The following is a 24,115-nucleotide window of genomic DNA, read 5'->3' as shown; positions in this document are numbered from 1 at the left end:
GCGTTGAAAACAGGCTCGGAATGCTCATTTACAACCCGTAAAGTCGTGCGCGACTCCGACCGTTCCTCGCCTGTTTTCGCCTTGCCTGATCGCCGCTCGGCGACTTTTCGTACAAAGCCTAGCGAGCCTGGCCTGGCGGCAGGTGCAGCAGTTCGGGGGTGATGTCGCGTTCGCCCGCTGGCTCGTCGTTGAAGCCAACCGGCACCTTGCCGCGCAATTGCCAGGCAAAGGCGATGATTTCGGCAATGGTCAGGTACAGCGCTTCGGGGATCTGCTCGCCCAGTTCAAGCCGCGCCAGCAATCGCACCAGCTCGGCGTTTTCGTAGATCGGCACTTCGTGCTCGCGGGCCAGGGCCAGAATCGTCTCGGCCAGTTCGTCGTCACCCTTGGCCGTCAGCGTGGGGGCCTGCTGGCCGTCGTAGTTCAGGGCGACGGCCTGACGCGGTGGCTTGCTGCTCATGCGGTTTCATCCACCCAGCGTTGTTCCACCCGCGTGCGCGGGCCCTGTGGCGGAATGCCGGGGTGGCATTCCAGGTCGCCGACTTCCAGGCCACGGGCCAGCAGGCGTTCGCGCAGCGCACCGAGCTGGCTGTCGATCAGCCGAGCGGTCTGTTCGCGCTCGGCCCACAGCTGACCGGACAGCCGCCCCTGGAGCAGCTGCGCCTGCACCTGCAAAGGCCCCAGTGGCGCCAGGTCGAATGCCAGGTCGATGCGCCACAGCGCTTGCAGCGGATCCTGCTGTTCGCGCTGCTGGCGTTCGGCCTGTTGTTCCGGGGTTTCCTCGCGCTGCAGTTTGACTTGCAGGGGAACGAACTCCTGGCCGTGGCGGATCGGTACTTCGGTCTGCCAGGTGGTCTGCAGGTTGCCGTTTTCCAGCGTGCCGGATTGCTGCAGGCTGCTCAGGGCGTGGCTCTGCAAGCGCGAGATGGCGGCGGCGGCCAGGCGCAGCAGCTGTTGCAGGTCACCTTCGTTTTCCATGGCCTGCAACAGCCTCGAGGGCAGGGGAAAGGGCCCTGGCGGTGTCCTTGGGCTGACCCGGTCGAGCATGCCCAAGGCACTGCGGGCCATGGCCGGTAGTGCCTGGGCCAGGGTGGCGGAGGCGATCATCGGGCCGCTGGGGGCACTGATCGAAGCCTGCGCCACCAGCCTGACCAGCTGCGCCTTGAGGTCAGTGACCACGCTGGCGCCAAGGCCGCCGAGCAGCTTGGCCTCAAGGAACGCCCCACTGTTGTTCAGGGCCTGGGCGAGGGCCTTGCCGTCACTGAGTTGGCGGGCATCCGGCAGGGTGGCCAGCAGGCTGTTGGCGGTGTTGCGCAGCTCGCTGTCGCTGCTCGGGCTGTTGGCGATCTGCTGCAGCGCACTGAGCAGGCCGGGCAAGGAAGCCTGGCGGCCTTGCTGGGCAAGCAGCTGCTGGGCGATGTTCAATTGCTCCTGGCGCCCGCTGAGCGGCACGAACCGCAGCGACTGGTCGCCTTGCACCAGGGCGCTGAGCAGGCTGCCGATCGGCAACGGGCGCGGACTGTCGACAGTCAACGTGGCGCCGGCCTGAGCGGTATTGAGCAAGCTGACCAGCGAGCGGAAGGTGGCCGCTTCCCCCACGGTCTGGGGCAGCGCCTGGCTGGTCAGGACCTTGCCCTGCAGCAGGGTACCGACCGGCACCTTGCCGGTGTCCAGTTGGGTGAGGGTGGCGATGTTGCTGGCGTTGGCTTGTTGCACCATGACGGCCAGGCGATTGCTCTGCGGCTGGCTGACGGTGAACTGGCTGCCTGGCAGGATCGGCTGGTTGGCAGTGGCCTGGACCTGTGTGCGGCTGCCGCTGCCCTGGATCACTTGCAACACCAGCTGGAAGGTGCTGCCGCTCTGGCGCATCGTCAGCACTTCGGCCTGAGCGGTTTCGCCTGGCTTGAGCAGGCCCGGCTGCGCCTGGGTCAGGTTGAGCAGTTCACCGGTCAGCTGGGCCTTGATCGCTTGCGCAGTGATCGCGGTTTGTGCGCCGAGACTATTGATTTCAGTCATGATTGTATACAACCTGTGGAACCCGCCCTCTTGGCAGCGTGGCAGCACATGTAATAATGCCTGCCGCCTGTCACTGCCAGTATAACGGCAGCGAGGTGGGCGACTTGAGAAGCTATAGATAAGGCGAACCCGTGACCCTTCACCTCCAAGCCGTGGGCCTGGCCTGCGAGCGCGACTGGCGCCTGCTGTTCGAGCAACTCGATTTCCAGCTGCGCCCCGGCGACATGCTGCAGATCAGCGGCCCCAACGGCAGTGGCAAGACCAGCCTGCTGCGCCTGTTGGCCGGGCTGATGCAGCCGACTGCCGGGCAGATCCTGCTGGGTGGCCAGCCGCTTGGCGACCAGCGCCATGCCCTGGCCAGTATCCTGCTGTGGATCGGCCACGCTGCGGGTATCAAGGACCTGCTCACGGCGCAGGAGAATCTCACCTGGCTCTGCGCCTTGCATCAGCCGGCTACCCCTGAGGCCATCTGGTCGGCGCTCGAAGCGGTCGGCTTGCGCGGTTTCGAAGACGTTCCCTGCCATACCCTGTCCGCTGGCCAGCAGCGCCGCGTGGCCCTGGCCCGGCTGTATCTGCACAGCCCGCCGCTGTGGATCCTCGACGAACCCTTCACTGCCCTCGACAAGCAGGGCGTGGCCCAGCTCGAAGCGCACCTGGCCGCTCACTGTGAACAGGGCGGCACGGTGGTGCTGACAACGCACCACACGCTGGAACGCAAGCCGTCCGGCTACCGCGAACTCAACCTGGGGCAATGGGCGGCATGAGCGTATTCATCCTGTTGCTGCGCCGTGAAGCACGCCTGCTGTTCCGCCGCCCGGCGGAGCTGGCCAACCCGCTGGTGTTCTTCGCCATCGTCGTGGCGCTGTTCCCGCTGGCGGTTGGCCCGGGAAGCCAATTGTTGCAAACCTTGTCGCCTGGCCTGGTCTGGGTCGCGGCCTTGCTCGCCGTGCTGCTGTCGCTGGACGGCCTGTTCCGCAGCGATTTCGAGGACGGTTCGCTGGAGCAGTGGGTGCTGTCGCCGCACCCGCTGGCCATGCTGGTGCTGGCCAAGGTTTTGGCGCACTGGATCTTTTCCGGGCTGGCGCTGGTATTGTTGGCGCCGTTGCTGGCGCTGATGCTGGGCTTGCCCAGCCACTGCCTGCCGGTGCTGCTCGGTTCACTGCTGCTGGGCACCCCGGTGTTGAGCCTGCTGGGCGCTGTTGGCGCCGCGCTGACGGTCGGCCTCAAGCGCGGTGGTTTGTTACTGGCGCTGCTGATTCTGCCGTTGTATATCCCTGTATTGATCCTGGGCAGTGGTGCGTTGCAGGCGGCGTTGCAGAATATGCCTGCCACCGGCCATTTGCTCTGGCTCGCCAGCCTGACGGCCCTGGCGGTTACCCTGGCACCCTTTGCGATCGCGGCCGGGCTGAAGATCAGCGTCGGCGAATAACGAGTCCCGGGCTCTCAAGCCCGGCTAATACCCTGGATGTACCTGATGAAAATGAGCTGGACGTGGTTCCACAAACTGGGTTCGCCGAAATGGTTCTATGCCATCAGCGGCCGCATGCTGCCATGGCTGGCCGTTTCCGCCGTGCTGCTGCTGGTGACCGGCGTGGTCTGGGGCCTGGCCTTCGCCCCTGAGGACTACCAGCAGGGCAATAGCTTCCGCATCATCTATATCCACGTGCCGGCGGCGATGCTGGCGCAGTCCTGCTATGTGCTGCTGGCGGTGGCCGGTGTGGTGGGGCTGGTGTGGAAGATGAAGCTGGCCGATGTCGCCCTGCAATGCGCAGCGCCCATCGGCGCCTGGATGACCGCCGTGGCGCTGGTCACCGGGGCCATCTGGGGCAAGCCGACCTGGGGCAGCTGGTGGGTCTGGGATGCACGGCTGACGTCGATGCTGATCCTGCTGTTCCTGTACTTCGGCATCATTGCCCTGGGCCAAGCCATCAGTAACCGCGACAGCGCGGCCAAGGCCTGCGCGGTGCTGGCCATCGTCGGCGTGATCAACATCCCGATCATCAAGTATTCGGTGGAGTGGTGGAACACGCTGCATCAGGGCGCGACCTTCACCCTTACCGAAAAACCGGCGATGCCGGCCGAGATGTGGCTGCCGCTGCTGTGCACGGCGCTGGGCTTCTACTGTTTCTTCGGTGCCGTGCTGCTGCTGCGCATGCGCCTTGAAGTGCTCAAGCGCGAGGCACGCGCCAGTTGGGTCAAGGATGAAGTGTTGAACAGCCTTGGGCGGAGGGCCACGCGATGAGTTTCGCTTCCTTCGGCGATTTTCTCGCCATGGGCCACCATGCCCTGTACGTCTGGTCGGCCTACGGCATCTGCCTGGCGGTGCTGGCGCTGAATGTCGCTGCACCGGTGCTGGCCCGCCGTCGCTACCTGCAAGATGAGGCGCGCCGTTTGCGCCGGGAGAACAACCAGTGAATCCGCAGCGCAAGAAACGCCTGTTCATCATCCTCGGCCTGCTGGCCGGGGTAGCGGTTGCCGTCGGCTTTGCCTTGAGCGCGCTGCAGCAGAACATCAACCTGTTCTACACACCGACCCAGATCGCCAACGGCGAAGCGCCGCTGGACACGCGCATTCGCGCCGGTGGCATGGTCGAGAAGGGGTCGGTGCAGCGTTCCTCCGATTCGCTCGACGTGCGTTTCGTGGTCACTGATTTCAACAAGTCGGTGCCAATCACTTACCGCGGCATCCTGCCTGACCTGTTCCGTGAAGGGCAGGGCATCGTCGCCCTTGGCAAGCTCAACGGCGACGGCGTGGTAGTGGCCGACGAAGTGCTGGCCAAGCACGACGAGAAGTACATGCCACCGGAGGTCACCAAGGCCTTGAAGGAAAGCGGCCAGGCGGCCAGCGGTGCGGAGGCCAGGCCATGAATGCAGCCCTGGTGATCCCCGAGCTCGGCCAGCTGGCGATGATCCTGGCAATCTGCTTCGCTGCCGTGCAGGCCACGCTGCCGCTGCTCGGTGCCTGGCGTGGTGACAGCCTGTGGATGAGCCTGGCACGCCCGGCCGCCTGGGGCCAGTTCAGCTTCCTGGCCTTTGCCTTTGCCTGCCTGACCCATGCGTTCATGACCGACAACTTCTCGGTCGCCTACGTGGCCAGCAACTCCAACAGCGCCTTGCCGTGGTACTACAAGTTCAGTGCGGTGTGGGGTGCCCACGAAGGCTCGCTGCTGCTGTGGGCGCTGATCCTCGGTGGCTGGACCTTTGCCGTGTCAATCTTCTCGCGCCAGTTGCCGCAGGTGATGCTGGCCCGCGTGCTGGCGGTGATGGGCATGATCAGCGTCGGTTTCCTGAGCTTCCTGATCATCACTTCCAACCCGTTCCAGCGCCTGCTGCCGCAGGTGCCGACCGATGGCCGTGACCTCAACCCGTTGTTGCAGGACTTCGGCCTGATCGTCCACCCACCGATGCTGTACATGGGTTATGTGGGCTTCTCGGTGGCCTTCGCCTTTGCCATTGCCGCGCTGCTCGGCGGGCGGCTGGACGCAGCCTGGGCGCGCTGGTCGCGGCCCTGGACCATCGTCGCCTGGGCCTTCCTCGGCGTGGGTATCACCCTGGGTTCGTGGTGGGCCTATTACGAACTGGGCTGGGGTGGCTGGTGGTTCTGGGACCCGGTGGAGAACGCCTCGTTCATGCCCTGGCTGGTGGGTACCGCGCTGATCCACTCGCTGGCAGTGACGGAAAAACGCGGGGTGTTCAAGAGCTGGACCGTGCTGCTGGCGATTGCCGCGTTCTCGCTGAGCCTGCTGGGGACCTTCCTGGTGCGTTCCGGGGTGCTGACCTCGGTGCATGCGTTCGCTGCCGACCCTGCGCGTGGCGTGTTCATCCTGATCTTCCTGCTGTTCGTGGTCGGTGGCTCGCTGACCCTGTTCGCCCTGCGCGCCCCGGTGGTCAAGAGCCAGGTCGGCTTTGCCCTGTGGTCGCGGGAGACACTGCTGCTGGCCAACAACCTGATCCTGGTGGTGGCCGCTTCGATGATCCTGCTGGGCACCTTGTATCCGCTGGTGCTCGATGCCCTGACCGGTGCCAAGCTGTCGGTCGGCCCACCTTACTTCGATGCCCTGTTCCTGCCGCTGATGGCGCTGCTGATGGGGGTGCTGAGCGTGGGTGTGGTGGTGCGCTGGAAGGACACCCCCGGCAAATGGCTGGCGAACATGATGACCCCGGTGCTGATCGGCAGCGCGGTGCTGGCGCCGATCGCTGGCTTGATCGTCGACGATCTCGACTGGCCGGTCCTGAGCGCCTTCGCCCTGGCGGCCTGGGTGGTGCTGGGCGGGCTGCGCGACATCGTCGACAAGACCCGCCACAAGGGCCTGGCCAAGGGTGTGCGTGGCCTGACCCGCAGCTACTGGGGCATGCAATTGGCGCACCTGGGCCTGGCGGTGTGTGCCCTGGGCGTGGTGCTGTCGAGCAACAACAGCGCCGAGCGTGACCTGCGCATGGCGCCGGGCGAGAGCGTCGAGCTGGGTGGTTATCACTTCCTGTTCGAGGGCGCCAAGCACTTCGAGGGGCCGAACTTCATTTCTGACAAGGGCACCATCGTCGTCACCCGCGATGGCCGTGAAGTGACGACCTTGCACCCGGAGAAACGCCTGTACACCGTGCAGCAGTCGATGATGACCGAGGCCGGCATCGATGCCGGCTTCACCCGTGACCTGTACGTTGCCTTGGGCGAGCCGTTGGAAAACGGCGCCTGGGCAGTGCGCGTACACATCAAGCCTTACGTCCGCTGGATCTGGCTGGGCGGTCTGCTGACCGGCCTGGGTGGGTTGCTGGCGGCCTTCGACCGGCGCTACCGCGTCAAGGTCAAGACCCGGGTGCGTGAAGCCCTGGGCGTGTCTGGAGCTGCTGCATGAAGCGTTGGATCATGGTCGTGCCACTGGCGGTATTCCTGCTGATGGCGGTTTTCCTCTACAAGGGGCTGTTCCTCAAGCCCGACGAGCTGCCGTCTGCGATGATCGGCAAACCGTTCCCCGCGTTCGCCCTGGCGTCGACCCAGGGTGACCGCAACCTGACCCAGGCTGACCTGCATGGCCGGCCGGCGTTGGTCAACGTGTGGGCCACCTGGTGCCCGTCGTGCAAGATCGAGCACCCGTATCTGAACCAGCTGGCCCAGCAGGGCGTGGTGATCCACGGCATCAACTACAAGGATGACAACGCGGCCGCGCAGAAGTGGCTGGCCGAGTTCCACAACCCCTACCAGCTGGATATCCGTGACGAGCAGGGCAGCCTGGGGCTGGACCTGGGCGTGTACGGTGCGCCGGAAACCTTCCTCATCGACGCCAAGGGCATCATCCGCTACAAGCACGTCGGCATCGTCGACGCCGACGTCTGGCGCCAGCAGCTGGCGCCGCTGTACCAGGGGCTGGTCGACGAGGCCACGCCATGAGGCGCTGGGTGGCAGCCGCCGTGCTGGGCATGAGCCTGGCCGGTGTGGCCAAGGCGGCTATCGATACCTACCAGTTCCGTGATGACGCCGAGCGCGAGCGTTACCAGCAACTGACCAAGGAACTGCGCTGCCCCAAGTGCCAGAACCAGGACATCGCCGATTCCAACGCACCGATCGCCGCCGACCTGCGCCGCGAGATCTTCCGCATGCTCGGCGAAGGCAAGAGCAACCAGCAGATCGTCGATTTCATGGTCGACCGCTATGGCGACTTCGTGCGCTACAAGCCGGCGCTCAGTGGCCGCACCTGGCTGCTGTGGTTCGGCCCGGGCATCTTGTTGGCCGGTGGTTTCGTGGTGCTGGCGGTGATTGTCCGCCGTCGCCGTGGCCCGGCGGCCCAGGCTGCCGAGGAACTGTCCGTCGAAGAACGCGAGCGTCTCGCCAAACTGCTGGAAAAAGAACAGACCCATGACTGAATTCTGGCTTAGCGCGGGCCTGCTGCTGCTCGCCGCCCTCGGCTTCTTGCTGATTCCGATCCTGCGCGGCCGTCGCCAGCAGCAGGAAGAAGACCGCACCGCATTGAATGTCGCGCTGTATCAGGAACGCGTCGCAGAGCTGGCCGCCCAGCAGGCGGCCGGCGTGCTCGACGAGGGGCAGATGGCCAAGGGCCGCGATGAGGCTGCCCGTGAGCTGCTGGCTGACACAGAGGGGGCGGAACCCGTGCGTCAGGGCCACCTGGGCAAGGCCCTGCCATTGCTGGCGGCAGTGCTGGTGCCTTTGCTGGCACTGGGGCTGTACCTGCACTTCGGTGCGGCGGACAAGGTCGAGCTGACCCAGGAATTCGCCGCCGCACCGAAGACGATGGACGAAATGACCACGCGCCTGGAGCGTGCCGTGAAGGCGCAGCCCGACTCGGCTGAAGGCCTGTACTTCCTTGGCCGGGCCTATATGGCCCAGCAACGTCCGGCCGACGCGGCACGCGCCTACGAGCGCGCTGTCGCCCTGGCCGGTCGCCAGCCCGAGCTGCTGGGCCAGTGGGCCCAGGCACTGTATTTCGCGGCAGACAAGAAATGGAGCCCGCAGGTGCAGGCGCTGACCGACGAAGCACTCAAGGCCGACCCGAATGAAGTCACCAGCCTTGGCCTGCGCGGTATCGCCGCCTTTGAAGGTGAGCGCTACCAGGCAGCCATCGACTACTGGAACCGCCTGCTGGCGCAGCTGCCAGAGGGCGATGCCTCGCGGGCGGCACTGCAAGGCGGCATCGACCGTGCGGCAGAGCGCCTGGGCAGCACCGGCGGCAAACCGCAGGCCACAGCGGTAGCCCGGTTGAAGGTGCGGGTGGAGCTGGCGGCGGCGCTCAAGGACAAGGTCAAGCCTGACGACACCGTGTTCATCTTCGCCCGTGCCAGCAACGGCCCGCCCATGCCGCTGGCGGCCAAGCGGGTCACCGTGGCGCAATTGCCGCTGGAAGTGGAATTGTCCGACGCTGACGCTATGCTGCCGCAGATGAAACTGTCACAGTTCGCCGAAGTCCAACTGGTCGCACGTGTATCCCGCGCCGGCCAGCCGACCCGCGGCGAATGGGTCGGCCAGGGCGCACCCCTGGCCAATACCACCCAGGCCACCCAGCACTTGACCATCGACAGCCCCGACCAGTAAGAGAACAACACCATGCATAGCACCGTCCGCCTGACCCTGATCACCCTGGCCCTGGGTTTGTCCGCGTGTACGGTGCAGCAGCCGTACGAGCAGCCGTCGCCGCCGGTCGAGAGCGTGCCACCGCACCAGGGGCCAGCGGTGAAGCCGCTGCCGGGTGGCCAGCCGTCGAAGCCGAGCAAGCCAGCGGCGATACCCAAGCCAATGCCACGGACCTCCGCCAGCTTCGCACCACCGCCGGGTGGCGCCAGCCACTGGGACCCGAAGCTTGGGGTGTATGTGCTGGAGAACAAGACCAATGTCTTTTACCGGCAGCGTACCTACTACCGCTATGACAATGGCTGGAGCTGGTCGCTGAACCCGGATGGGCCATGGCAGGAGACTGACAGCAGTGGTGTGCCGGGTGGGTTGGGGCGAGCCTACGGGCAGTAACTTTTAGGCCGGTACAGTACAGTTTCAGCTGGATATTTCAGTTGACTGTACTGGCTGGTGACTCCGCATAATGCCCCTTCGAATTGACTCGGAGGTGGCATGCGCAAGACTGTCCTGGTACTGGTAGAAACCGTCGACGATTATCTGCCGTTGCTCGAACAGGCCGGCTACCGCCTGATTCGTGCCCCGTCCCCGCAGATGCGCAGCGACGCCATCCAGCGCCATGCCGGCGAGATTGACGCCGTGCTGACCCGGGGGCCGTTGGGCCTGACCGCCGCTGAAATCGCCGCCTTGCCCAAGCTACAGATCATCTGCGTGATCGGTGCTGGTTACGAGCAGGTCGACCTGGCCGCCGCTGCCGCCCGTGGCATCACCGTCACCAATGGCGCCGGCGCCAATGCCGCGGCTGTTGCCGACCACACCATGGCCATGCTGCTGGCGCTGTTGCGCGATATTCCTCGCGCCGACGCCAGCACCCGTCGTGGCGAGTGGAACCGGGTGATCAGCCCTTCGGTCAGCGGCAAACGCCTGGGCCTGCTGGGCCTCGGCGCGGTTGGCCAGGCCATCGCCAAGCGCGCCAGCCTGGGCTTCGACATGAACATCAGCTACCACAGCCGCACCCCACGTACGGACGTGCCTTACACCTGGTACGACAGCCCGTTGCACCTGGCCGAGGCCATCGACATCCTGGTCGTGGCCACCCCCGGTGGCGCCAATACCCGCCATCTGGTCGATGCCCCGGTGCTCGAGGCGCTGGGCGCGCAGGGGTACCTGGTGAATATCGCCCGGGCCAGCGTAGTCGACACCCAGGCCCTGGTATCAGCCCTTGAACAAGGCCGCCTGGCGGGCGCCGCGCTCGATGTGTTCGATGACGAGCCGGCCGTGCCAGATGCCCTCAAGGCCCTCGGCAATACCGTGCTCACGCCCCATGTGGCCGGCCAGTCGCCCGAGGCCGCACGCGACACCGTGACCTTGGTGTTGCGCAACCTGCAGGCCTTCTTTGCCGGCGAACCGGTACTCACGCCAGTCCGCGCATGACCCTTCAATACCCCGGCATGGCCGGACCACAAGGAGTGTTTGATGCAACTCGATATTTTTCAGGTCGATGCCTTCTCCGCCGAGCCTTTTGGTGGCAACCCGGCGGCGGTGATCCCGTTGCAAAGCTGGCTGCCGGACGATGTGCTGCAACGCATCGCCGAAGAAAACAACTTGTCTGAAACAGCCTACTTCGTACGCAATGGCGCCACCTTCGACCTGCGCTGGTTCACCCCTGCCGTCGAAGTCGACCTGTGCGGCCATGCCACGCTGGCCGCAGCCTACGTACTGTTCGAGCAGCTGGGTGAGCAAGCCGAAGTGCTGCGCTTCAACACCCGCAGTGGCGAGCTGCGGGTCAGCCGCGGCGCCGACGGGCTGCTGGCGATGGACTTCCCGGCCAAGCAGCCGCAAGCCGTGGACGTTCCAGCCGGGTTGCTGGAGGCGCTTGGCCTGAGTGCGGCCAAGGCGGTGTATCGCTCCGACGACTATGTGGTGGTGGTCGATGACGCCACGCTGCTCGCGCCGCTGAAGCCCGATTTCGTTGCCTTGTCGGCATTCGACGTGCGTGGCATCGCGGTCACTGCCGCTGGCCGTGGTTTCGACTTCGTCACCCGCTGGTTCGGCCCGCGGGTCGGCGTCAATGAAGACCCGGTTACCGGCTCGGCACACACCTCGCTGGCGCCGGTGTGGGCCGAGCGGCTGGGCAAGACGTCGCTGAGCTGCGAACAGGGTGGGGCACGCAAGGGGCAGCTGCACTGTGAGGTGCCTGGCAATGGCCGGGTGATCATCAGCGGGCGTGCGGCGCTGTACCTGCGCGGCAGCGTGTTCATCTGATCGAACGCGTGGGGCTGCTCGCTCTGTGGCATGGGGCCCGATCTATACTTGCAGGCCCAACCTGCAAGGAGCCCCAACATGACCCTGGAAAAAAGCGGTAGCTGCCTCTGCGGTGAGACCCGCCTGCGCGCCACAGTCGACAATACCCATATCAGCGCCTGCCATTGCAGCATGTGCCGCAAGTGGACCGGCGGTCCGCTGCTGGTCGTGGACTGCAGCCAGGCGCCGTTCTTCGAGGGGCGGGCGCCGGCAGTCTACGACTCGTCCGAATGGGCCCAGCGTGGATTTTGCAGCCGTTGCGGCACGCACCTGTATTACCGCCTCAAGGACAAGGACCATTATGCGGTCCCGGTAGGCCTGCTGGACGGCGACGAGGCCTGGGATTTCGACCTGCAGATCTTCGTCGAGCAGAAGCCCGCCTGGTATTGCTTCGCCAACCAGACCAAGGAGCTGACCGGCGAGCAGGCGTTCGAGCAGCTTGGCTGAGCCATTGCTCATGCGAGCTTGCCAAACCGGTGCATTCCTGAGAAAAGGGCGCCCTTGAATTTCAGCGTTGGAGCATGCCCATGAGCAGCGAACTGCAGATCACCGACCTCGTCGAAGGCGACGGCAAGGCCGCCGTCAAAGGCGCCCTGATCACTACCCAGTACACCGGCTGGCTGGCCGACGGCAGCGAGTTCGACTCGTCGTGGTCGCGCGGCAAACCCTTCCAGTGCGTGATTGGTACCGGGCGTGTCATCAAAGGCTGGGACCAGGGCCTGATGGGCATGCGCGTGGGTGGCAAGCGCAAGCTCCAGGTGCCGTCGCACCTGGGTTATGGCGAGCGCAGCGTGGGGGCGATACCGCCGAATTCGGACCTCACCTTCGAGATCGAGTTGCTGGAAGTGCTGACGCGGGATGACTGAGGCGTCCGAGTCCTACAGCGGGCGGAAAAGGACTACACAATTTGTCGGCTTGCATCTGATTGTGGTGTTTTCAGCTGACGACTACCCTTGCAGCTCTCAACGAGTCAAGAGGGTGGCATGCCCATGAAATCGCATTTTTCCTCAAAGGTTATTCGCGAAGCGAACGCTCTGCTGGTGGCTTCGGGTGGACGATTGGAAATCCCCTTGCCAAGGGAGCTTGCAGGCGTCGTAACCAGTACCCGGAAAACCCGTTCAGAGCTGAATGCTGCATTTGAAAGCGCATACATGCGTTTACGCAAGGACTAGCAGCCTTCATGGCCGATGGCTGCTACAACCACATCTACTCGGTCCTTGTGGAGAATGACCAGGATACGCTCGGGATCATTGCCTACTCGCTGTACAAGCGGCAGAAAATCGAGTTTATCCAGTCGTTCAAGGTCAAGCATGACAGAGAACCCAAAGACACAGACCTGGCGCCGTTTCACGATGTCAGTAACAGCCCTACACAGCTGGAAAGCTATCGCAATCAGGCGAGCCAGCTTGTTCAGGGGTTCCTGGACGCATCGATTGCCACCCAGGCTGCTGAACTCGATCGCTACTACTCCGAAAAGGCCAGCAATGAAATCAAAAATGCCAGGCCTGGATTTTGGTTGGGCGTCGCTCAGAGTCTCGTCGGCTCTGTACTCTTCGTCTTCTTGCTCGGGTTTCTCGTGTTTTTTACCTGGAGTCTGAACCAAGGGCCGAAACAAGTGATCGAGCAGGTCTTCGATGTGGTCATCACCGATTCGCACTCGACATAATTCCGCAACACGCCTGCTCTAGCGTATTCCTTGCCTAGGGAACGGCATCCACACTCAGGGAGGAACCAAACGGGTTGAGGACACTCTGAGTCCTGCTCGTTGCCAGGGATGGCAATCACCAACACGGATGCCCTGCGGCATGGGCCGCTGGGCAATGTGGCGGGTACCCAGATACCTTTTGCTACAAGAGCCTCCTACATGAAGTTGCCATCTTTCATCCGACGTCGCCGCCGCCTGATGCTCAGCCTGGCCCTCGTCGCTGCGGCTGTGCCGCTGGCACTGGAAGTGGTCGAAAGCCGCGCGCAACCGGTCGATGGCACCCAGACGCTGGTATTCCTGCGCCATGCCGAGAAGCCTGGTGAAGGCCTGGGGCAATTGAACTGCCAGGGGCTCAACCGCGCGCTGGACCTGGCCACCTTGTTGCCAGAGCGTTTCGGCAAGGCGGATTACGTGTTTGCGGCCAACCCCTCGCGGCATGTCGAGGAAGGCAGCCAGGACCAGAGCTACAGCTACATTCGCCCGCTGATGACCATCACCCCGAGCGCCATCCGCCTGGGTTTGCCAGTCAACATCGACTTCGCTGCCAACGACACCGACGAACTTGCCGATGAACTGCTCAGCGACAAGTACCGCAATGCCACGGTTTATACCGCCTGGTCCCATGGCTATCTGCCGGAATTGATCAACACCGTGGCCGGCAAGGCGTTGGGCGATGAGCGGGTGATCACCGAAGACTGGAATGGCGACGATTTCGACACCCTCTACGTCCTGACCCTGACCTGGCATGACGGCAAAGCCAGCCTGCTCAGCCGTAACGTTCGTCAGGGCCTGGATGGCGGTGCCCATAGCTGCCCGACCTGATCCGCTGTTACTGTCGTGGCAGGGCAGTCAGACAGGGATGAACAATGACCCAGCGGGTGACGGTGATTGGCGGTGGCGTGGTAGGCCTGGCGACGGCTTATGCGCTGGTGCGCGAAGGCATGTCGGTGGTGCTGGTCGAGGCGCGAGACCAGTTGGCCTCGGCGACCAGCTTCGCCAATGGCGGGCAGCTTTCCTATCGGTATGTAGCGCCGTTGGCCGATGCCGGTGTGCCGTGGCAGGCACTTGGCTGGCTCTTGCGCGGCGACTCGCCGCTGCGCCTGCGCTTGCGCCTGGACCCTGCCCAATGGCGCTGGTTGCTGCAGTTCGTGATGGCTTGCCGCAGCAGTGTCAATCGGCGTAACGCGGCGCAGCTGCTGGACTTGGCCTTGCACAGCCAGGCCACCCTGGAACGCTGGCGTGAAGACGACGGGCTGAGTGACTTCGCCTGGCGGCAGAACGGCAAGCTGGTGGCATTTCGCAGTGAGCGGGCGTTCGCCCATGGCCGGGCGCATCTGCTCGACCCCGATCGTCAACGGGTGCTCGGTGCCAGCGAAGTCAGGGCGTTGGAGCCGGCGTTGGCCGACGCGCCCTTTGTTGGCGGCGTGCTGACTGCGGATGAAGAAGTCGCCGACTGCCATCGCTTCTGCGAGCGGCTGGCAGAGCGTCTGCGCGCATCCGGGCAGTGCCGGTTCCTGCTCGGCAGCCCGGTCACGCGCCTGATCAGCCGTGATGACCAGGTGATGGCAGTGCAACTGGGGCGTGAGCAGGTGGACGTCGAGCGCCTGGTACTGTGCGCCGGCCATCGAAGCGCCGGGTTGGCACTACCGGGGTTGCGGCTGCCGGTCTACCCGCTCAAGGGCTACAGCCTGACGGCACCGATCGCCACGGCGCACCGGGCGCCGGAGATCAGCATCACGGACTACGAGCGCAAGATCGTCTATGCACGGCTTGACCAGCGGCTGCGGGTAGCGGCGATGGTGGATATCGTTGGCTATGACGAAACAGTGGATGCGCGCCGGCTCGACAGCATGCGGCGGCAGGCGCTGGAGACCTTGCCACAGGCAGCGGACTATACCAAGGCGGTGGAGTGGGCGGGAATGCGGCCTGCGACACCGACCGGGGTGCCCATCATCGGGGCTTCAGCTTATCGCAACCTGTGGTTGAACCTCGGGCATGGGGCCTTGGGGTTTACCTTGGCGTGTGGCAGCGGGGAGCGACTGGCTCGGATGCTGTGTTGACGGGGCCGGCCCTTTCGCGGGTAAACCCGCTCCTACAGGTATCGTGTACCACTGTAGGAGCGGGTTTACTCGCGAAGAGGCCGGCACAGTCAACACAGCACTAGCGCCCGAATTTCATCGGCCAGCCCACCACTTTCTTCGTCCGCGGAGTTGCATAGGTTCGCACCTTGGAGGTGCTGAGCCCCATCCGCACCAGCGACTCGGCAATGGTCACCGCCGCGCTCACCCCATCGACCACCGGCACCCCGGTGCGCTGGCGGATCTGTTCATCCAGCCCGGCCATGCCGCCACAGCCCAGGCAGATCACCTCGGCCTTGTCGTCACGCACGGCACGCTCGGCCTGCTCGACGATCGCCGCCACGGCACGTTGCGGGTCTGCTTCGAGCTCCAGCACGGCCAGGCCACTGGCGCGCACGGAGGCACAACGGTCATACAGCCCGGACAGCTTCAGGCGGTCTTCGATCAGCGGCACGGTGCGGTCCAGGGTGGTCACTACCGAATAGGCGTGGCCCAGGTACAGGGCGGTACTGGCGGCGGCATCGGTGATATCGATCACCGGCACGTCGAGCAGTTCCTGCAGGCCTTCGCGGCCATGTTCGCCGTAGCCGGCCTGGATCACCGCATCGTACGGGCCGTCATAGGCCAGCACGCGGTCCATCACGGCGATGGCGGCCAGGTAGCTCTCGAAATTGCCCTCCACCGACTCGGCGCCGAACCAAGGGGTCAAGCCGATGATTTGCGTGCCCGGCGCGGCGACGCTGCGCGCCTGTTCGGCAATGGCTTCGGTGATGGCTTCGGTGGTATTGACGTTGGCAATCAGAATACGCATGGGCAATCCTCCTTGATCAATGGCTGCTGTGGTCGACGGCGATGCACTCGCCGCTGATATCGTGGTATTGGCGGTTACGCGGGGCGATCAGCAGGTATACCGCGGCCGCGATGCCGGCGCCGATCAGCCAGGAAAACGGCGCAATGCCGTGGAAGTTCGGCACCAAGGCCAGGATGATGGCCAGCAGTGCTGCCGGTACGAAGGCGGCCACGGCACGCAGGTTGATGCCTTTGCTGTAGTGGTAGGCGCCGGCCGGGTGCTCGGTGTACAGCTCCGGCACGTTGATGCGGCCTTTGCGCAGCAACCAGTAGTCGGCCATGATCACCCCGTACAGCGGGCCGAGCAGGGCGCCCAGGCCAGACAGGAAGTACACGATCACCAGCGGGCTGTTGTAGAGGTTCCACGGCAGGATCAGCACCGCCAGGGTCGCGCTGATCAGGCCGGCGCGGCGGAAGTTGAGGTGGCGTGGCGCCAGGTTGCTGAGCACGAAGGCGGGCGCGACGAAATTGGCCATGATGTTCACCGCCACGGTGACGATCAGAAACGCCAGGCAGCCAAGCACCAGGAATGGCGTGCTGGGGATGCTGGCGACGATCTGGGTCGGGCTGTCGATGATCTGGCCGTTGATCTGGAACTGCGCACCGCACAGCACCACGGTGATCATGGCGAACACCAGGATGTTCACCGGCAGGCCCCAGAAGTTGCCGACGCGGATGGTCTTGCGGCATGGCGAGGAGCGGGCGAAATCACAGAAATTCAGCACCAGGGTGCCGTAGATCGCCAGCCACAGGGCGCCACCGGCGAAGATGTTGCGCCACATCTCATAGCCGGATAACGGTTCGGCTACCGACCAGGCGATGCGTGCGTCGGCCTGGACGAACATGAACACTGCCAGGCTGGCCACGGTCAGCAGGATCACCGGGCCGGCGAAGGCCTCGTAACGGCGCACCATCTCCATGCCGTAGGCGAGGATCACCAACTGCACCAGCCAGATCGCCACGAAACACACCCAGCCCAGGCTCGACAGGCCGAGGATGCTGTCGTGGTCGTAGCCGGCCACTTGCGGCCACACGGCGGTGAGCAGCACGCGCAGTACCACCGATGCCAGGTAGGTCTGGATACCGAACCAGGCGATGGCGATCACCGCGCGGATCAACGCCGGAATCTGTGCGCCATGGATGCCGAAGGCGATGCGGCTGATGACCGGGAATGGCACGCCGGTCTTCTGCCCCATGTAGCCGGACAGGTTCATGAAGAAGTACACCAGTGCCGCGCCGATCGCCAGCGACAGCAGGATCTGCCAGCCACCCAGGCCAAGGGCGAACAAGCCCATGGCGAAGGAGTAGTTGGCGATGTTGTGCACATCGTTGGTCCACAGCGCAAAGATGCTGTAGCGGCCCCAGCGGCGGCCTTCGATACGGGTGGGCGCGAGGTCGCGGTTATGCAGGCGTGGGCTGAGGCCCAGTGGCGGCATATCGCCTGCAAGGGTGGAAGACGGGGTGGTGCTGGCGACGGATAGTTCAGGGGCAAGGTCGAGGCTGGTACTCATTCCGGCAGGCTCCTGATGCACGTGGACTGCGATGAGCGGGCATGCGCACGGGCTCGCCATCTCGTCGGTGCAGCTTGGCATCACTGGGTTCTGGGCGCGGCGGGCGGCGTTGGGCCGGCGTCGCGAGTTCTTGTGTATTTATGTTTCGTATAATTTGTATACAAAACACGAACACACAAAAGCGAGTTCCATGCCAGAGAAAAACGAAATTCAGAGTGCCACTAATTTGAATCTAAGCAGTTGAAAATTAAGTTTATGAAATGAAGGGAATATAAGTTGACCAATTGAACAGGTTTAATTTTTTAGTTGGATTATTAGTTGATCATATGGTCAGAATTAGTGGCGCGGGATGTGTAACGTATTGGGGCGTTACCCGGAAAAGTGCACACAAAAATGGCACCTATGGTGACATTCTTGTGTACAAAAAATAGCCAATTAGCCATGTGAGTGGATACATTCAGTCCATCGGCGGCAACCGCCGCTTCACCGGACTTTTCTTGATGATTGCGGTGTTGGTTTCGGCCAGCACATTGATCCGGTCGAGCAAGGTGTCGAGTTGCTCCATCGAGCGCACATGCAGCCGCGCGATGAAACAGTCCTCGCCCGTGACCTTGTCGCATTCGGTGAACTCAGGGATGGCGATGATCTGTCGCTCCACTTCCTGCAATTGCCCCGGCAGCGGGCGAATGCGTACGATCGCCTGCAGCTGGTAGCCGAAGCTGCGCGGATCGATCTCCACCGTGTAGCCGCGCAACACACCGCGTTCCTCCAGGCGGCGCAGGCGCTCGCTGACGCTGGGGGCTGAAAGGCCGCTGATCTGCGCCAACGCCTTGAGCGAGCGGCGGGAGTCTTCCATCAAGGCATTGATCAGCAGCTGGTCGATAGCGTCGGTCATGCGTACCTCGTCAGGCAAATCGGGAATGTTGCCTTGATAGTAAAGGCGAACTGGCTGATATGCCTTCGATATCCGCTGGAAGGCTTGCGGCGACCCTCCGCATACTATGACCATCATCCAAAAAGGAGGTGTGAGATGGACAGTTCACTACGCCGGGGCTCGCTGGAAATGATCGCGGCCATGCTGATTTCCGGGACCATTGGCTGGTTCGTGCTGGTCTCGGGGCAGCCGGTGCTGGAAGTGGTGTTCTGGCGCTGCGTGTTCGGTACCGGCACGCTGCTGGCGATCTGCGCGGCGTTCGGTTTTCTCAAGCCAGGCGTGATAACCCGTAGCGCATTGCTGCTGGCCATTGCCAGTGGCGTGGCCATCGTCGGCAACTGGGTATTGCTGTTCGCCTCGTATTCGAAGGCATCGATCGCCATCGGCACAGCGGTGTACAACGTTCAGCCGTTCATGCTGGTGGGGCTGGCGGCGCTGTTTCTGGGCGAGAAGATCACCCTGGCCAAGGTCACCTGGCTCAGTGTGGCGTTCCTCGGCATGCTGGCCATCGTCAGCGCCCATGGCGCGGGGCAGGCCAGTGGCGAGGACTACCTGCAAGGCATCGCCCTGGCGCTGGGCGCAGCGTTTCTCTATGCGATTGCGGCGTTGATCATCAAACGCCTGAAAGGCACGCCACCCCACCTGATCGCACTGGTCCAGGTCGCCACCGGGGTAGTGCTGCTGGCGCCCTGGGTGAAGCTGGGCGGGCTGCCCGGCGAGCCGTCGGCGCTGGCCAGCCTGGTGACCCTGGGCATGGTCCACACCGGGTTGATGTATGTGCTGCTGTACAGCGCCATCCAGCGCCTGCCCACGGCGTTGACCGGTGCGTTGTCGTTCATCTACCCGATTGCCGCGATCCTGGTCGACTGGGTGGCCTTCGGGCACCGCCTGGCGCCGTTGCAGTGGCTGGGGGTAGTGTTGATCCTGCTGGCGGCAGCAGGCATGCAGCAAGGCTGGTGGTTCCGATCTGCACAAGTACCGGCCAAGGGGTAGAATGGCGGCCTTTTCACTTGCTTGCGACCCGCCATGACCTCGCCGATGCACACCCTCGAACAGCACCTGCTCGCTGCCCTTGACCCTGCTCCTGCCGAAACCCGCCGCTTGTTCCACGGCCGCGGCCGCTGCTGGGAGGGCCTGGAGCAGGTCACGGTGGACTGGCTGCAGGGTGTGCTGTCGGTGGCGCTGTTCCGCGAACCGCCAGAGGGCCAACTGGCCGAACTGCAAGCCATGCTGCGCAACCTGGCCGAACGCCCACAATGGACTGGCCAGGCGATCCTCATCCAGCACCGTTACCTGCCTGACAGCCCGGGCCAGTGGCTGCTGGGCGAGCCCTGCCAGCAGCGCGAGGTGGTCGAGGACGGCCTGACTTATCTGCTCGACCTGGGTGTACGCCAGAACAACGGCTTGTTCCTCGACATGCGCTACGGCCGGCGCTGGGTGCGCGAGCAGGCGACGGGCAAGCGGGTATTGAACCTGTTCGCCTACACCTGCGGCTTCTCGGTCGCGGCGATTGCTGGCGGTGCCGAGCAGGTGGTGAATCTGGACATGGCCAAGTCGGCGCTGTCGCGCGGGCGCGATAACCACCGGCTGAACGGGCACGATGCCTCGCGGGTCGCCTACCTGGGGCATGAGCTGTTCAAGTCCTGGGGCAAGGTGCGCAAGTACGGGCCGTATGACCTGATCATCATCGACCCGCCGACCTTCCAGCGCGGCAGCTTCGTACTGACCCAGGACTACGCCAGGATCCTGCGGCGCTTGCCGGAGTTGCTCAGTGACGGCGGGACGGTTTTGGCGTGCGTCAACGACCCGGGGATCGGGCCGGAGTTTCTGATCGAGGGGATGGCGGAGCAGGCGCCTGAGCTGGCGTTTGTCGAGCGGCTGGAGAATCCACCGGAGTTTCCTGATGTGGACCCGGCGGGCGGGCTGAAGGCCCTGGTGTTCCGCCAGCTGTGATGTCACCTGTGCCGGCCTCTGCGCGGCTGTAGGAGCGGATTTATCCGCGAGAGGCCGGTCCTGCCTACATCAATTACTGTTGATTGGTGTAGATCTGGTCAAACACCCCACCATCGTTGAAGTGGGTCTTCTGCACGGTGCGCCAGTCACCAAAGGTTTTCTCCACCGACAGGAAGTCAACTTTCGGGAAGCGGTCAGTGTACTTGGCCAGCACTGTCGCATCACGCGGGCGCAGGTAGTTCTGCGCGGCGATTTCCTGGGCCGCCGGCGACCACAGGTATTTCAGGTATTCCTCGGCCACGGCCTGGGTACCTTTCTTGGCCACCACCTTGTCGACCACGCTCACCGGCGGTTCAGCCTCGGCCGACACGCTCGGGTAGACCACTTCGAACTGGTCGCGGCCGAACTCGCGGGCGATCATCTCGGCTTCGTTCTCGAAGGTCACCAGCACGTCGCCGATCTGGTTGGTCATGAAGGTGGTGGTGGCGGCACGGCCACCGGTGTCGAGCACTGGCGCCTGCTTGAACAGTTTGCCGACGAATTCGCGGGCCTTGGTTTCATCGCCACCTTGCTTGAGCACATAGCCCCAGGCCGACAGGTAGGTGTAGCGGCCGTTACCCGAGGTCTTGGGGTTGGGCACGATCACCTGCACGCCGTCCTTGAGCAGGTCGGGCCAGTCCTTCAGGGCCTTGGGGTTGCCCTTGCGCACGATGAACACGGTGGCCGAGGTGAACGGCGCGCTGTTGTTCGGCAGGCGGGTCACCCAGTTGTCTGGCACCAGCTTGCCGTTGTCGGCCAGGGCGTTGATGTCGGTGGCCATGTTCATGGTGATGACATCGGCCGGCAGGCCATCGATCACCGCACGCGCCTGCTTGCTCGAGCCGCCGAAGGACATCTGCACATTGACCTTCTCTTTGTGCTCGGCGTCCCAGTGCTTCTGGAATGCCGGGTTGTAGTCCTTGTAGAAATCGCGCATCACGTCGTAGGAAACGTTCAGCAGGGTCGGGGCAGCCTGGGCCAGGTTGCCGAGCGTCAGGCCGGCGGCGAGCAGCGAGGCGGTGAAGAGTTTTTTCACGTTGCGTCCTTGTGATTGTTGGCAGTTTGCCTGCGACTATAGCGGGTGGGTTTGTAGGGAATAAAGAACAAAAAAGACTTTGGTTATGCCGAGAGGTCGAGATTGGCGAGCCTATCAAAATTGCCAGGTTTCGCATCTGGAAAATGGAGGCAGACTCATGCACACCGTCTTTCAAGAGCTGCTCAAATGGAAAATCTCGGCCTGGGTCATCATGTTACGGTCTATTCACCTTACGGTTTTTCGTCCCATGCTGAAACGCTATTTCTAGGTTTCAATGGAGGTTGGGTTGAGACCTGCATCAGGGCTTATGCGCTTGGAAATGGGTACCGTTTTTATCAACCTCGATTGTCACGTTTCATCTCTGCGGACAGTTCAAGCCCTTTTGGAAAGGGCGGTGTCAATGCGTACTGTTATTGCCTGGGAGACCCGATCAACCGGCACGACCCGTCGGGGCGCGCCTCAGCGCTCTGGACGCGCGCCATGGATGCATTCCGCAGATCAAGGATCCAGCGGTTGCCGAATGAGCTACTTGAGCATGTGGCTAAGCAACTTCCGGGGCGAGATCTTGCAGCTTTTTCGCAAAGTTCGAAACGTTTGAAAGGAGTGGTATCGCCGCTGCTGGAGAAGTCTCAAGACCGATTCTGGCACAAGCTCCTCAATGAGCCCGATACTCAGGACAAGATGGTATTCGCGCTGAAAGTGAGTTTTGGATTGGAGGAAGATATTCATCCAGGTGCGGCGAACCGCTTAGGGATCACGAGGCCGCAGATGAACGATTTGATTCTGGAGTCCAATAGAAACTATTACCAGCCTCAAGTCGCCGCAATTACTGCACGTCAGGCCACCGAGGCTGCCAACCAGGCGGCGCTTCTGCGGCAGGCGCTTTTGCAACATCGGCCTATTGGGGGGATCCGCTAGAGTGCTTTCGAAATAGCGCATTTCCACACCTCGAGCAAAACGCTGCGCCAGGTTCATGCGTCTTCTTGTGGCAGGTCGGACAGGCATGTTGCAGCTGCTCGCCGCGCATGGCATTGGCCAATTCTGCAGTAAAGATCCCGGTCGGTACGGCAATGATCGAATAACCGGTGATCATCACCAGCGACGACAGCACCTGGCCCAGCGGCGTCTTCGGCACGATGTCGCCGAAGCCCACCGTGGTCAGCGTGACGATCGCCCAGTAGATGCCTTTCGGGATGCTGGTAAAGCCATGCTCGGGGCCTTCTATGACGTACATCAAGGTACCGAACACGGTGACCAGGGTCGACACGCTGACCAGGAACACGATGATCTTCTGCTTGCTGCCGCGCAATGCGTCCAGCAGGTAATGCGCCTGCTTGAGGTAGGGGCTGAGCTTGAGCACGCGGAAGATCCGCAGCATCCGGATCACCCGGATCATCAGCAGGTACTGGGCGTCGCTGTAGTACAGGGCGATGATCCCCGGCACGATCGCCAGCAGGTCGACCAGGCCGTAGAAGCTGAACGCATAGCGCAACGGCTTGGGCGAGCAGTACAGGCGGGTGAGGTATTCGGCCAGGAAGATCGCGGTGAAGCCCCACTCGATGGCGGCCAGCAGGCCGGCGTAGCCCTGGTGGACCTCGTCGATGCTGTCGAGGATGACCGTGACCAGGCTGGCCAGGATGATCAGCAGCAGGATCTTGTCGAAGCGCCGGCCGGCTACGGTGTCGGTCTGGAAGACCATGATGTAGAGGCGTTCGCGCAGGGATTGTCGAGTACTCATGGGCGTTGTTCCGAAAGCTTGGATGGCAAGACTAGATCGTCAGGAGTGGCGACAGGAAGGCTTGAGTTCAGCCTGATAAAAATGCCAGTACCGTATTGGGCAATACCTCCTCAAGATGCATGAAAACCATCACGTGGAAAAGAAGATGAATGACGTCATGCCGCATGGGGGGCAAAGAACACTTGCCTACTCAGTTTATGGCTATGTGGAGCAGAGGAAGAGCGGTTTATTGTGGTTCAACGGCCAGTTCCTGGAGAGAGGCGTGCAAGGGTATCTGCTGGGGAATGGCTATCGGCTTTATAGCCCAGTTTTGATGCGCTTTTTAAGCCCTGACAGCTTCAGCCCCTTTGCTGAAGGCGGCTGCAACGCCTATGCATACTGTAACGGCGATCCGGTAAACAAGATTGATCCGACTGGGCGGGCAGGGGGCAAGACCGGCCTGACCAAGCTGCTCAAGACCTATGGATTACCCAAAAAAGACCTCAAGCCTCACTTGAAGATGCTGACCGACCCTCGTATGAGTAAAAAGTCCATCGAAGTGGTCAGAGTACACGAACAGCAGGCAACGACTTTTGTATTTTCTTTTGATGCCGGGCGGTTCAAGGCAACAGTTGTTTCCGAAGCTCCATTTGGTGAGATCTCGGGGCACCACTTCGTAAAAGGACACATTTATGTGCCAGCCCCGCCAGGAGCAACCTATCCATTGTTGCAGTTGAGAGGGTTCACCGAGGTCGATCTGATACCTGATACCCACGCCATTTTGCCAATGCCATCATCAGTTGATCCTTCGGCAAGTTCCAGCAGCACGAGAGGCGGTACAGGTGGCTATCTGAATCTCTCTGACGCGATTTCGGGTACTCGACAGAACAGGTAAAGGC

At 63.0% G+C, this 24,115-nt stretch carries 29 protein-coding genes; 22 read left to right on the top strand and 7 right to left on the bottom strand.

The genetic code is table 11. From position 1 onward, the window contains the following. Window positions 1-118: 118 nt before the first annotated feature. The gene (locus tag L6D64_RS01045; protein ID WP_176506590.1) at window positions 119-460 is read right to left on the bottom strand and encodes an EscU/YscU/HrcU family type III secretion system export apparatus switch protein; all 342 of its coding nucleotides are present in this window, start codon (window positions 458-460) and stop codon (window positions 119-121) included. After that, entirely contained in the window at window positions 457-2,016 is a 1,560-nt protein-coding gene (gene fliK / locus L6D64_RS01040) for a flagellar hook-length control protein FliK (protein ID WP_176506589.1), read from the bottom strand. Before fliK ends, L6D64_RS01045 begins: the two co-directional genes overlap by 4 nt. 131 nt (window positions 2,017-2,147) lie before the next feature. Here fliK and ccmA point away from each other — a divergent pair, with 131 nt between their 5' ends. From ccmA to L6D64_RS00950, 18 genes are all read left to right on the top strand, one after another. Then, window positions 2,148-2,780, top strand: coding sequence for a cytochrome c biogenesis heme-transporting ATPase CcmA (ccmA, locus tag L6D64_RS01035; protein WP_176506588.1), 633 nt, complete (start codon window positions 2,148-2,150; stop codon window positions 2,778-2,780). Continuing rightward, window positions 2,768-3,445, top strand: a complete 678-nt coding sequence (gene ccmB / locus L6D64_RS01030; RefSeq protein ID WP_371870292.1) for a heme exporter protein CcmB — start codon at window positions 2,768-2,770, stop codon at window positions 3,443-3,445. The genes ccmA and ccmB overlap by 13 nt, the downstream gene beginning before the upstream one ends. A 45-nt stretch (window positions 3,446-3,490) precedes the next feature. Continuing rightward, complete coding sequence (locus tag L6D64_RS01025) at window positions 3,491-4,258, top strand: heme ABC transporter permease (RefSeq protein WP_054884196.1); 768 nt, start codon at window positions 3,491-3,493, stop codon at window positions 4,256-4,258. Continuing rightward, complete coding sequence (gene ccmD, locus L6D64_RS01020) at window positions 4,255-4,431, top strand: heme exporter protein CcmD (RefSeq protein ID WP_079229104.1); 177 nt, start codon at window positions 4,255-4,257, stop codon at window positions 4,429-4,431. The genes L6D64_RS01025 and ccmD overlap by 4 nt, the downstream gene beginning before the upstream one ends. Continuing rightward, entirely contained in the window at window positions 4,428-4,883 is a 456-nt protein-coding gene (gene ccmE, locus L6D64_RS01015; protein WP_176506586.1) for a cytochrome c maturation protein CcmE, read from the top strand. The genes ccmD and ccmE overlap by 4 nt, the downstream gene beginning before the upstream one ends. An 11-nt stretch (window positions 4,884-4,894) precedes the next feature. After that, on the top strand, window positions 4,895-6,868 hold the full coding sequence (locus L6D64_RS01010; RefSeq protein ID WP_176506621.1) for a heme lyase CcmF/NrfE family subunit: 1,974 nt from the start codon (window positions 4,895-4,897) through the stop codon (window positions 6,866-6,868). Then, window positions 6,865-7,401 (top strand): DsbE family thiol:disulfide interchange protein, encoded by a 537-nt coding sequence (locus tag L6D64_RS01005; RefSeq protein ID WP_054884165.1) that lies wholly within the window; start codon window positions 6,865-6,867, stop codon window positions 7,399-7,401. The genes L6D64_RS01010 and L6D64_RS01005 overlap by 4 nt, the downstream gene beginning before the upstream one ends. Further along, complete coding sequence (locus L6D64_RS01000; protein WP_176506585.1) at window positions 7,398-7,874, top strand: cytochrome c-type biogenesis protein; 477 nt, start codon at window positions 7,398-7,400, stop codon at window positions 7,872-7,874. Before L6D64_RS01005 ends, L6D64_RS01000 begins: the two co-directional genes overlap by 4 nt. After that, the gene (gene ccmI, locus L6D64_RS00995; RefSeq protein ID WP_176506584.1) at window positions 7,867-9,057 is read left to right on the top strand and encodes a c-type cytochrome biogenesis protein CcmI; all 1,191 of its coding nucleotides are present in this window, start codon (window positions 7,867-7,869) and stop codon (window positions 9,055-9,057) included. Before L6D64_RS01000 ends, ccmI begins: the two co-directional genes overlap by 8 nt. A 12-nt stretch (window positions 9,058-9,069) precedes the next feature. After that, window positions 9,070-9,486, top strand: a complete 417-nt coding sequence (locus L6D64_RS00990; protein WP_176506583.1) for a hypothetical protein — start codon at window positions 9,070-9,072, stop codon at window positions 9,484-9,486. 99 nt (window positions 9,487-9,585) lie between these two features. Then, window positions 9,586-10,524: a 2-hydroxyacid dehydrogenase gene (locus L6D64_RS00985; protein ID WP_176506582.1), complete on the top strand. Its 939-nt coding sequence runs from the start codon at window positions 9,586-9,588 to the stop codon at window positions 10,522-10,524. Between the two features lie 42 nt (window positions 10,525-10,566). Then, complete coding sequence (locus L6D64_RS00980) at window positions 10,567-11,355, top strand: PhzF family phenazine biosynthesis protein (protein WP_176506581.1); 789 nt, start codon at window positions 10,567-10,569, stop codon at window positions 11,353-11,355. A 78-nt stretch (window positions 11,356-11,433) separates the two neighbouring features. Continuing rightward, window positions 11,434-11,841, top strand: a complete 408-nt coding sequence (locus L6D64_RS00975; RefSeq protein WP_176506580.1) for a GFA family protein — start codon at window positions 11,434-11,436, stop codon at window positions 11,839-11,841. An 80-nt stretch (window positions 11,842-11,921) separates the two neighbouring features. Continuing rightward, complete coding sequence (locus L6D64_RS00970; protein ID WP_176506579.1) at window positions 11,922-12,260, top strand: FKBP-type peptidyl-prolyl cis-trans isomerase; 339 nt, start codon at window positions 11,922-11,924, stop codon at window positions 12,258-12,260. A gap of 117 nt (window positions 12,261-12,377) precedes the next feature. Then, entirely contained in the window at window positions 12,378-12,566 is a 189-nt protein-coding gene (locus tag L6D64_RS00965) for a hypothetical protein (RefSeq protein WP_176506578.1), read from the top strand. An 8-nt stretch (window positions 12,567-12,574) separates the two neighbouring features. Next, the gene (locus tag L6D64_RS00960) at window positions 12,575-13,060 is read left to right on the top strand and encodes a hypothetical protein (protein WP_176506577.1); all 486 of its coding nucleotides are present in this window, start codon (window positions 12,575-12,577) and stop codon (window positions 13,058-13,060) included. 198 nt (window positions 13,061-13,258) lie between these two features. Next, window positions 13,259-13,921 (top strand): histidine phosphatase family protein, encoded by a 663-nt coding sequence (locus tag L6D64_RS00955; protein WP_099814188.1) that lies wholly within the window; start codon window positions 13,259-13,261, stop codon window positions 13,919-13,921. Window positions 13,922-13,965: 44 nt separating this feature from the next. Beyond that, window positions 13,966-15,159: a D-amino acid dehydrogenase gene (locus L6D64_RS00950; protein ID WP_176506576.1), complete on the top strand. Its 1,194-nt coding sequence runs from the start codon at window positions 13,966-13,968 to the stop codon at window positions 15,157-15,159. A 100-nt stretch (window positions 15,160-15,259) separates the two neighbouring features. Here the strand turns inward: L6D64_RS00950 and L6D64_RS00945 are convergent, their stop codons facing one another. The 3 genes from L6D64_RS00945 to L6D64_RS00935 all read right to left on the bottom strand — a co-directional run bounded on the left by L6D64_RS00945 (window position 15,260) and on the right by L6D64_RS00935 (window position 18,432). After that, the gene (locus L6D64_RS00945; RefSeq protein ID WP_176506575.1) at window positions 15,260-15,988 is read right to left on the bottom strand and encodes an aspartate/glutamate racemase family protein; all 729 of its coding nucleotides are present in this window, start codon (window positions 15,986-15,988) and stop codon (window positions 15,260-15,262) included. A gap of 16 nt (window positions 15,989-16,004) precedes the next feature. Then, window positions 16,005-17,537, bottom strand: coding sequence for an NCS1 family nucleobase:cation symporter-1 (locus L6D64_RS00940; protein WP_176506574.1), 1,533 nt, complete (start codon window positions 17,535-17,537; stop codon window positions 16,005-16,007). A gap of 457 nt (window positions 17,538-17,994) precedes the next feature. Beyond that, window positions 17,995-18,432 (bottom strand): Lrp/AsnC family transcriptional regulator, encoded by a 438-nt coding sequence (locus L6D64_RS00935; protein ID WP_054884153.1) that lies wholly within the window; start codon window positions 18,430-18,432, stop codon window positions 17,995-17,997. A 135-nt stretch (window positions 18,433-18,567) separates the two neighbouring features. On the opposite strand from L6D64_RS00935, the gene L6D64_RS00930 reads away from it, so the two are divergent. Beyond that, window positions 18,568-19,464 carry a DMT family transporter gene (locus tag L6D64_RS00930; RefSeq protein ID WP_176506573.1) on the top strand — a complete coding sequence of 299 codons (897 nt, stop codon included), beginning with the start codon at window positions 18,568-18,570 and terminating at the stop codon, window positions 19,462-19,464. 33 nt (window positions 19,465-19,497) lie between these two features. Next, complete coding sequence (locus L6D64_RS00925) at window positions 19,498-20,424, top strand: class I SAM-dependent methyltransferase (RefSeq protein ID WP_176506572.1); 927 nt, start codon at window positions 19,498-19,500, stop codon at window positions 20,422-20,424. A 73-nt stretch (window positions 20,425-20,497) separates the two neighbouring features. Here the strand turns inward: L6D64_RS00925 and L6D64_RS00920 are convergent, their stop codons facing one another. Beyond that, window positions 20,498-21,499, bottom strand: coding sequence for a sulfate ABC transporter substrate-binding protein (locus L6D64_RS00920; protein ID WP_176506571.1), 1,002 nt, complete (start codon window positions 21,497-21,499; stop codon window positions 20,498-20,500). A 186-nt stretch (window positions 21,500-21,685) separates the two neighbouring features. Between L6D64_RS00920 and L6D64_RS00915 the strand changes: the two genes are divergently transcribed. Further along, a complete protein-coding gene (locus tag L6D64_RS00915) occupies window positions 21,686-22,417 on the top strand; it encodes an RHS repeat-associated core domain-containing protein (protein ID WP_176506570.1) in 732 nt (243 codons plus the stop codon). Here L6D64_RS00915 and L6D64_RS00910 read toward each other — a convergent pair. Further along, window positions 22,398-23,237: an ion transporter gene (locus L6D64_RS00910; RefSeq protein ID WP_176506569.1), complete on the bottom strand. Its 840-nt coding sequence runs from the start codon at window positions 23,235-23,237 to the stop codon at window positions 22,398-22,400. The two genes, L6D64_RS00915 and L6D64_RS00910, sit on opposite strands and share 20 nt — an antisense overlap. A 145-nt stretch (window positions 23,238-23,382) precedes the next feature. On the opposite strand from L6D64_RS00910, the gene L6D64_RS28385 reads away from it, so the two are divergent. Beyond that, window positions 23,383-24,111, top strand: a complete 729-nt coding sequence (locus L6D64_RS28385) for an RHS repeat-associated core domain-containing protein (RefSeq protein ID WP_371870291.1) — start codon at window positions 23,383-23,385, stop codon at window positions 24,109-24,111. The last annotated feature ends 4 nt before the right edge of the window (window positions 24,112-24,115 follow it).

The organism is Pseudomonas urethralis (genome assembly GCF_021602465.1).
GTDB lineage: Bacteria > Pseudomonadota > Gammaproteobacteria > Pseudomonadales > Pseudomonadaceae > Aquipseudomonas > Aquipseudomonas vlassakiae.
The sequence above is the reverse complement of the archived record's forward strand: the minus strand, read 5'-3'. Positions and strand labels throughout refer to the sequence as shown.